Genomic DNA, 10,355 nt, shown 5'->3' on the forward strand with positions numbered 1-10,355 from the left:
TATGACAACCCAAGGTCTTCAAGTGCCAGAAACACAAAACAATCAAACTCTCTACCAAAAGGTGGCGCAGCTCATTGGTAAGGGGCAGCATACTCAAGCGATTCAAGAATTAAGTGCGATAGATAAAAAAGTTTTGTTATCTAGCCATGCGCTTCTCAATGCTTTTGGTGTGGCATTACGTAGCACCGGAAAATCTGAGGCTGCTATTCAGATGTATCACTTGGCTCTCAAGCTCCACAATACACAAGGCGGTACCTGGTCCAATTTAGGCAATGCTCTAAAGGACGCAAACTATCCTGGTGCATCCATTGTTGCCCACCGCCATGCTTTAGATCTGGCTCAAAAGCCCGAAGGCAAACTTTGGCATAACTACGGTATTGCATTAGCTATGGCAGGGCAGCATCAAAAAGCTATCGAAGCCTTAGAAACCGCCTTAAGTATCGAGCCCCAAAAACAAGGGCTGCGCTGGGATCTGGCGCGCTCGCAATTGGCTCTCAAAGATTACCGCAATGGTTTTGAAAACTATCAATATCGTTGGGATATGGAAGAGGCTCCGCCTAAAAGGGTGTCTGGAGCTGAGTGGGCCGGCCAACAATTAAAGGATGAGATTTTATTTGTGTATGCCGAGCAGGGATTTGGCGATTACATCCAATGCGCCCGCTACCTGCCGATGCTGCTTAAAAAAGCACCCAAGATGGTTGTCGAAGTCAAACCAGAGTTACGTGTACTGATGGAGCATTCCTATCCACAAATTACTTTTGTGGAATTTATAGACCAAAAGATAGAGCGCAAAGCAGGATTGATTGCTTCCTTGTTAGATGCCCCCCGATATTTTCCGGGCGAGGATATTCCTTCATTTGATGCTTACTTAAAGCCTTTGATTACTGAGCATCGCTATGAGCCCCGCTTAGAACAGCGCTTAAATGATCCTAAAGCGCTCAAGGTCGGCATTGTTTGGTCTGGGAGTTTAACTTTTAAGCGCAATAACTATCGCTCTGCACCAGTCGAGTGGTTCTTTAACAATTTTGTACTGCCAGGCGTTAACTTATTTTCTTTGCAAATGGGGCCACGTGGCGATGATTTGAAAAAACTCCCGCTGCCGATGATTTCAAATGAATTAATACCGCATATTCAGAACTTTAATGACACCGCACAAATACTACAAAAGCTTGACTTAGTGATTATGACTTGTAGTAGCGCTGCCCATTTATGTGGCGCGCTCAACATCCCTTGTTGGGTATTGTTAGACAGCTCTCCACACTGGCTTTGGGGTATGGATGGAGCTAAGTCAGACTGGTATCCAAGTTTGACTTTGTTTAGACAGCAGTCGCCAGGAGATTGGAGATCAGTTTTCGATCATGCCGGCTCAGAGCTAATTTCTTTAGGGATGCAGAAAAAACATGACTGATTCACCTATTGTAAAAATTATGCGCAATCCTTTGCTCTCGCGCACGATTACTGCCGCAGTCGTTGCCGATGGCCTATTACTTTTGCCATTCTTTTTTACCTCCAATTTATTTAGCAAAATACTGCCTTCAGGCAACCTATCTTCATTAGTAGTGCTATTGGTTTTTTCTTTAGTCGCATTGCGCCTGAGTAATAACTATGATCGCTTAAGAACTGCAGGGCTTCTGTTGATTCGTCGCCGCATGTTAGAGGTCTTGGCGCCGCAAGAGGGTATTTTGTTATTTGCACGTGGGCGTGAACTCACGCCGCATATTCGTCTTTTACAGTCGATCATTATTTCTTTGCGCTCGGGTGATTTTGTCGCAGTAGCGGGCGCAGCACTCCAGGTCTTTTTCCCCATTGCGGTATTGATACTGACCTTGTTCATCAGCTTTAAATTATTTCTACTTATTCTGATCTTCTTGCTGTGCTATGGATATGTCTTTCAATTCAGAATGGCTCAGCAAGCCAAAGGGGTTCAGACTGACCGTATTGCTGGCGTACGACAAAGTTGGTTTTATCGCTGGATGGGATCATCGCCCCGCAGAATGCGTTTTTATTTTGCAAGCCCAAAGCTGACCTATTCGCCATGGGAGGGCGCTGCTGATGCTGCAAGAATGGGCAATTTTAGATACTCTTCCTCACTATTGCTGCTCTCATTAGCGGCATTTTTAATTATCGCTGACAACTTACCAACAGGTTTTTTACTGCCAATTTCATTTTTCTCTCAGCGCTTGTTGCAGCCTGCAGAGCGTATTCGCCAAATTTCAATCATTTTTAAAATCTTTACCTTGGCCGCTGCTAACCCACCTAAATCAACCTTGATTGTTGCTACCGAGAAGGGGGCTAAAAAAGGTACTGGTATAGTTATTGCCGATTCGGTTGAAGATAAAGAGCCTGCGCCAATTGATCCTAAGAAGAAGGTCGATAGTCTCCAGTTTGTGGCGCCACTAGAGATCCATCAAGGTGAATTGAAAGTAAAGCTAGCAGAGTCTTTTGAGATTCCTGCTGGCCAAATTTGCGTAGTGTCTGCTGGGGTAGGGCAAGGAAAGACTTTGTTGCTCGAATCGATTTTGGGATTACGTCCAATGCAAACGGGTCGCATTGATTTGAAAACACAATATTCTCAGCCATGGGATTTGATTCGTTATATGAATCAAGCTGAATTCTATGATCCTAGTGAGCAGCAGTCCTATTACACAGTACGCTTGAGTGATATTAAAAAAGTGCTCGCTGAAACAACGGGACAGCTTTTAGTAATTGACGACCCGATGATGGGAATGGATGCGAGAGCCCGCAATCTGGTAGTGCAGGCCTTAACTGAAGCTAAAGCTGCGGGGGCTACGATGGTGATTGCATCAAATGATCGCCAGTTAGTGGATATCTCTGATTGTTGGCTCACCATTAATGACTCAGGTGAAATGCAACTGCGTAAGAAGGAAGCAGGCGCTTGAAGTTAAAGCAGCCTTTTTGGCGTTTTCTCTCTGGGCTATTCTCGGTCATCGGGAAGTTATTTCATCATGCTCATGTTTTGGTCAATCGCTATCTCATTACCCCAAAAAGACATAAAAAGCTGTTGCGACTGGTTGCAAGAAGCAATATTTTTTTAAAGCAATTTAACGAGGGATCCAAATCTTTTTTAGCGATTCGCAGAAACCGCAATCTGGTCACGATGGGTTTATTTTTGGCGGTTCTCTTGGTGCCTTTAAGCTCTTCTGTGAACTTGGTAGGTCAGCTAGGGTTTGTACAAAAGAAATTACCGGTTGAGACTCTGGAGGGTGGCATCATTCTCGAGGTGAATGTTACCGATGGGCAGCTGGTAAATAAGGGCGATGTTTTGGCATTACTAGATGAGCCCCGTATTAAGTCAGAGTTGACCTCACAGCTCAATAGTGCTGCCGCAAAGGCTTGTAAGTTAGAGCGTTATAAAGCGATTGTGGAGCTCACGGACTTTCAAACCCCTACTAATCTAGATCTCATTCCCGAGCAGTATCTTGAGCGCTACTGTGCGCAAGAGAAAAAAGTGGCAGATGGTTTTGTGGCTAGCTATAAGTCCCGAATTGCATTAGCTCAGGGTCAACTAAATCACACCAACCAAGATGTACAAAGATTAGAAAAATCAGTTTCCAATGAAGAGCGGCGTTTGCAAATCCAACGTGAAATTTATACTAAGAAAAAAGAATTGGTAAAGCAAAATTTTTACGCTGAAGCTGCTTTGCTGGATCAAGAAAACCAAGTCATTAATGCTAAACAGAGCTTTGAGAGTAAAAATATTGAGCTCTCTGATCGTAAAAACAAACAACTCGATTTGCAAAGACAGATACTTGATATTCGCTCTGAGTTTGGTGATAAGAATCGCTCAGACTATGCCGCTCTCATTTCTGAATTTGAATCTCAGTATGCAGCCCTGAAATACACCTATCGCTCTAGTCAAAATTTGCGCATTACTGCACCACAGACTGGTTACGTCAGTAATTTGAAAAAGTTGCGCCCCGGCATTTTGTTGGCGCCGCGTGAACCTTTATTAGAGATTGTGCCAACTGGAGAAGATTTGGTAGCGATTGCTAGCTACAAGCCGGCTGATCATTCAAATATTTATGTCGGGCAAGAAGCGGTAATCCGATTGCAAACCCACAATCAAAGTCTTTCTCCTGAATTTCATGGCAAGGTTATTTCAATTACGCCAGATGTTGCTCAAGAAAACCCCAATATGCCACCGATGTATGAGGCGATTGCGGCATTCCCATGCGATGTATCTTGCCGTAAACAGGGTTTTTTAACTGCCGGAATTCCGGTGGATGTGTATGTGTTGGGGCAAAGACGCTCTCTGCTATCCTATTTGATCAGTGCAATGTATCGAACCGGGCGGGCAGTGTTGTCTGAGCCAAATTAATGTTAACCAATTGATTTAAAAAGGAAAAATCATGAGCTTAGAAGGCGCAGATGTATATATTGATGGCATTGGAGCCATTTTCTTTAATGGTCAGGTACTCAAGGTTGACTTGGTAACCTTGTATCCAGATCCCAAAGAAGCAAACAAAATGAATCCGCGATTGGCAGGCCGCTTGGCAATGCCTATTAATGCTGCAGTGCAGCTAAGGGATGGCTTAAACCGTCTTGTGGCTGATTTGCAGAAGGCCCAGGAGCAAAACCAGAAGAATAATCCTGCTGCACAGGTATCTGCCCCTCCAGAGGAGACGGACAAGAAGTCTAAAAAGTAAATAATACTCAATAAAGTCAATAGCTTATAAAATTAACTTTCTTTTTTTAGACGCATTCTGATGTAAATTAATTCTAATTATTTTAATTAGTCAGTACTTTTTTTCAATAAATACTAAAATTGTGCACAATAAGTGCATGTATCTAATTACACTAAATTTTTAGCCATTTTTTGAACTAAAAGAGTCTATGCCCACAACACAAAATACTGCCCCAAGTTTTCTAAATATTGGGGATGGAATCACTGGGATCCAGTTTGGTGGGCAAGGGGTTTATTCCTACGCAACAAGTTTGGCAGTTCTGCCAAATGGCTACATTCTCTCAGCGTTATCCACGAATAGCACTACCAATCCGCCAATAGGTGTCGCGCTTTTTGATGTTAATGGTAATTTAGTTAATGGCTTTGGTACGAATGGCGTGGTGACGATGCCAACCACAGCGTATGCAGGAGATTTCCCAAGGATTGCGGTTGACGCGACTAATGGTAAGTTTGTTTTGGCTGGCTATCAGTCCGTCACAAAATACAATTTTGATGGCACAAAAGATACTAGCTTTGCTACTGCAGGCACTCTTACAGAGAATCTTGGATCCACTTGGAATGATATTTCCTCTGTTCAATTTGATTCGGTTGGTCGGTTATTAGTTACCAATAGCAACGGTACGATTGCGCGCTTTAATTCAAATGGTGCAGTCGACTCTGCTTTTGCAAGCAGTGGAGTTTTGTCAGCTAACGTCAAAATTAGTGGCTTGCAATCTGATGGCAAGATCTTGGCCGCCAATTGGAGTGGTGCCTTATCTCGCTATAACCAAGATGGAACTCTTGATGCTACTTTTGCTTCCACTACAGTAGCCGCCACTCGTATTTCTTCGTTGTTGAGCGGTGGTTACTTTAATCCGTCCGCATTATTACAACAAGCCGACGGGAAGATTTTAATTAGCGGTACCGTCAGTAGCTCTTCCAGCTCAACCTACACATCTCAATTTGCGATTGCTCGCTTTAATGCTGACGGTAGTTTGGATACTGGTTTTGATGGTGATGGTATCAAGGGCATACCTTTTGCGAACAATAATTATGCTCAAGCTACTAGTTTAGATATTCAGCCTGACGGCAAGATCTTGATTGGTGGAATATCAAATGGTGTAACACTTGTTCGATTGAACACTGATGGATCACTTGATAGTGGATTTGGTGCCGGTGGCACTGCTAACGTTTCATATAACGTAGGCATTAATCGTTCATGGGATATTGCTCTGCAGCCGGATGGCAAGATCATCGTTTCTGGTGATGGTGGCTATGGTTCTGAGGTAATACGACTCACATCAAATGGCACGCTTGATACTACCTTCAGCGCTGTTCCTATCGATGCTAATGCTCAAATTAGTGATGTCACTTATAAGGCGCTTTCTAATCCAGTCCCACTTGCACCATCTGGGCTTATTGTTAGCGATGCTGGTTTGGCGGCCCAAGGAAATTACGGCGGCGCAAGCATTGCCTTAGCTAGACATGGTGGCGCAAATTCACAAGACGTATTTTCTGCATTTGGTGGACACCTATCAGCATTAAATGCTGGTGCACTTTCTTTGGACGGCGTCAATATTGGTACGGTCACCAATAACTCCGCTGGATCACTAGTAATTACCTTTAATAATTCAGCCACTCAAAGCCAAGTTAATAATGTTCTGAGTTCGATTGCTTATTCAAATAATTCATCATCTGTTTCCGGAAACATCCAACTTGATTGGACTTTCTCTGATGGTAATACCAATGGCACGCAAGGTTCTGGAGGTGCGTTAAGCGCAAGTGCTTACAGTATTGTTGAGGCTACCTCCTCATCGAGCGTCTCTCAGATTTATGTTGATTTAGCGCTCCAGCCTGGTAATAGCGATTACAACTCTTCGTCAACCTCAGTTCGTGGCGGTCCAAACGGTTTTTACTATAACGATTCAGATCACAGTTGGTCCTCACAGTATTACCGTTGGCCTGATCCACTCTATCCTTCACAGACTACCAATCGGATCACTCTAACAGCGGACGGCAATACTCCGATTCTGCCTCCAGCTAGTCAGTTGCAGGCAATTGGTGAGCCTTTGTATTATGGGTATTGGACTACTGTCACAGTAGGAACAGGTAGTAGTGCCCATACTCAGTGGTATCAGGTGCCTGCGGTGCATGACACCAATGCTGACCTGGGTCTTTTAAGAATTAAATCTAATGGAAACTATGCTACTGCTCAGCTTGATTTTGCGCCTTGGGTGGATGCAGCAACTAAGCCGACCTATTTTTCATTAAGCGCTACTGGCGCACAGCAAACGCAAAATTGGATAAATCTTCCGTCTGTTTACGACTATGATCCGGTTTCACAAACTAATTCACAGATCACTGGCTTAAAAGCTAAGGTGGTAGCTGATGGAAGTTCTGGTTACTACAACCTGTTGATTGGACATTTTGATACTGCTGGTAATTTGGTTAATAACCTGACCGGTTATCAGATGACCGAAATATTGCAGCAAATTAATCTGGTTGATACCAATACCGCTCCACATCAGTCCGCATATTCTTACACTGTTGATGTCAGCAATAACGCACAGGTAAATAATTTATCTGCTGCAACCTGGTATGGCGCTTCTGCAAGCAATCAGGCTGGATCTAGCACGGTGTACTTTGATAGCCTGCCGCCAGCACCGAGCACGCTATATGTAGCGCAAAATAGCGTATTCCTGGCCATGAATGGTGCGGGTAGTTCTAATGGTAATAACCCTGGAAATACTGCCCAGCATCAGTGGCAAGGCGTGGTGGATTCAAAATTACTCGCGAACTTTACTGCTACTGTAAATGGTAATCAAGTTCAAATTCTGAATATTGAATCCTCCTGGAATGGATATGAGCTTGATTTGGCAAGCCCAGTCGGTGTCGGTCAGACTGTTACGCTTACTTACACCCCTCCTGCCGGCACTGTTGGTATCAATCAAATTGATGGCGTTGTTCAGGATGAGGCTGGTAATGATGCAGCTGCTTTTACTATTTCTGGCACATTAACTTCTACAAATGGTGGCGTAGTAGTTAATGCTAGTGTGTTGTCTTATACCAATGATGACCACCTGAACTCCGCATCCCATTATTTTAAGAGCTTGGGCGGAGATGTTAATACTGCTTCCAGCGTAAAACTGGTTTCTTACTCTGTATCAACTTCAACTGCAGTTTTTCAGTTTAATTTTCCCTCTTTAAGTATTGGCGACCCCGCCCTAGATGGTCTAACTGCTACTGGACCTTTATCTAGTGCAACTACCATTGCGCAGCAGTTTGAGGCACAAGTCGAGTTTAAGCCTGGCACCAGTCCATTCACTCCTGGCTTCTTTACAGCTGCCAATCAGACACTTTACGCAAGCAGCTATTCAAATGGTCTGAGATCATACCTAGATACGATCAATGACAATCTCTTAAGCCTTAATCAATTTACAAGTAGGGCGATTGGTGATAACGGTGGTCAGCTCACTATTGGTACAGAAAACTTTTACGGCTCGGCCGGAAAAGCACCAGCTGATAATTTATCTAATCTCGCAGGATTAATTGGTAACGATACTTTCTTTACCGGCAGCGGCAACGATACGATATGGGGCTATGGAGGCAATGACACATTCTTCTCTGGTGCTGGTAACGACACCATAGATGGTGGTTATGGATCAGATACAGTTTCGTTCTCAGGTGTTACTGCAGTTGCAGGCATTCAAGTAACACTTGGAAATTTATCGGGCTCTAATGGAACTGCAACAGGCGCTGGTTTAAATACCACCTTGATTGCAATTGAAAATATCGCTGGCACTACTTATAGTGACACTATTACAGGTAATGATGCCAACAACATCCTTGATGGCGGCAGCGGTGGTCAGGATACTTTGTATGGCGGAGGTGGTAACGATACTCTCATCGCCAGTTCATCCGGTGATGATACTTTATTCGGCGGCACTGGTTCAGATACTGCGGTGCTCACTGGTGATTCAACGCAATGGGTCTTGTACTCCTACACTCAAGATCAAGTTGTCATGTCAAAAAATGGTGGTCAGCGCATTACCATTAAAAATGATGTAGAAAGTATTGGCTTTACTAACCAGACTTCTGGCGCATCAATTTATTATGATGTGGCCAGCATCATTCAAAGCGGTCGGCTTCCAACATTTCAGCCGCCAACTCCTGGGTCACAAAATACTTTTGTTGGTACTTCTGGCAATGATTACTTATATGGTAACGACCAGGGCGATACGATGTGGGGCATGGCCGGTAATGACACTCTTCGTAGTGGCACTGGTAATGACACCCTGATTGGTGGCAGTGGCAACAATGTGTTGATTGGTGGCGCAGGAAACGATACTTATACCGTTAACTACGCCTCCTCATATACCGTCAATGGAATACAAGACTCAACAGCATTTACCGGGCTTTTTAATACCGGCAGTAATCTATCCTCGCAAGCCATTATTGATAGTGCTGGTATCGATACACTGAATGTTACAGTTAGCAATCCGAATGCAGTTGGTCAACCGAGTTCAAACGCCTATTTAAATGTTCGCCGTGGTGGTGTCAATGGCGCAGATTTCTATCTTGGTATTCGGGATGGAATCAATTCGTTGGCTGGTCAGGATGCTTGGTTTGGCAAAGTGACTATTGCTGGCCAGTACGAGTGGAATGGCCTTGCTTACACAGGCAATAACACAATTGAAAATATCACAATCAATGGTTTTGGAACTGCCAATATTGCGCTAGGCGCCGGCTCTACACAAACTGTTTTATACGGTACTAGTGGCGTAGATTATCTTGCAGGATTTGGTTCTGGTAGTACTATTTATGGCGGCGATGGCAATGATATCTTGGCTGCAAGTCGACTGGATACTCAGGAAGACTTAACTCTTTATAACCAACGAAATGGTTTGAGTGGCTCCAATCCAGTTACCTTAGATACAACTACTTCAACAGGTGTGATGGCCCGCTCTAATGCAGGCGAATTGTTTGGCGATACTCTTTTTGGCGGTTCCGGCAATGACTCTTTAGAAGGTTATTACGGCAATGATTATTTAGATGGCGGTACAGGTATTGACACCTTAACAGGTGGGCGCGGAAACGATACCTACGTTATCGATAACACTGGCGATATCATTCAAGAATATGCCGGTAATGGTATTGATACTATTATCACCAATCTGAGTTCATTGGATTTGCGCAGTGCTCAGTATGCCAATATCGAGAATTTAAGCTCCAACGCTTTATCTGGAACAAACAACGCTTTATACGGTAATGCTGGCAATAACATCATTACTGGTGGCGCAGGCAATGACACCATTGATGGCATATCTGGTACCGATACCTTGCGCGGTGGCGCAGGTAATGACACCATTATTTTGCATAGCTTGGGCAGCACAGTTGATGGTGGCGATGGCGTAGATACGTTGCAGCTGGCTAATGACTGGAATGCATCAGCTTCACTTGCTTTAAGCACTGGCTATATTAGTAATATTGAAAATGTGAGCTACTCTGGCACGGGTAATCTCACCTTAACCGGTAACGCCGGTAACAACACCCTCACCACTGGCTCTGGCAACGACTCCTTAGATGGTGGTTTAGGTGATGACACCTTAATCGGTAATGGCGGTAACGATACCTACACCATGACCTTTGGGGTCGATTCTGTGATTCGCAA

General features: G+C 44.1%; 4 protein-coding genes and 1 pseudogene. All 5 read left to right on the forward strand.

All coding sequences use genetic code 11. The features are described from left to right. The first annotated feature begins 1 nt into the window (after position 1). Positions 2-1,408 carry a tetratricopeptide repeat protein gene (locus ICN31_RS00230; RefSeq protein ID WP_216257452.1) on the forward strand — a complete coding sequence of 469 codons (1,407 nt, stop codon included), beginning with the start codon at positions 2-4 and terminating at the stop codon, positions 1,406-1,408. Further along, entirely contained in the window at positions 1,401-2,900 is a 1,500-nt protein-coding gene (locus tag ICN31_RS00235) for a hypothetical protein (RefSeq protein WP_216257454.1), read from the forward strand. Before ICN31_RS00230 ends, ICN31_RS00235 begins: the two co-directional genes overlap by 8 nt. Next, entirely contained in the window at positions 2,897-4,339 is a 1,443-nt protein-coding gene (locus ICN31_RS00240; protein WP_216257456.1) for an HlyD family efflux transporter periplasmic adaptor subunit, read from the forward strand. Before ICN31_RS00235 ends, ICN31_RS00240 begins: the two co-directional genes overlap by 4 nt. 31 nt (positions 4,340-4,370) lie before the next feature. Next, positions 4,371-4,667, forward strand: coding sequence for a hypothetical protein (locus ICN31_RS00245; RefSeq protein ID WP_216257458.1), 297 nt, complete (start codon positions 4,371-4,373; stop codon positions 4,665-4,667). 187 nt (positions 4,668-4,854) lie between these two features. Further along, positions 4,855-10,355, forward strand: a pseudogene (locus tag ICN31_RS00250) (hypothetical protein); the annotation flags it as partial.

Origin of the sequence: Polynucleobacter sp. UB-Piko-W3 (assembly GCF_018881635.1) — a bacterium.
GTDB lineage: Bacteria > Pseudomonadota > Gammaproteobacteria > Burkholderiales > Burkholderiaceae > Polynucleobacter.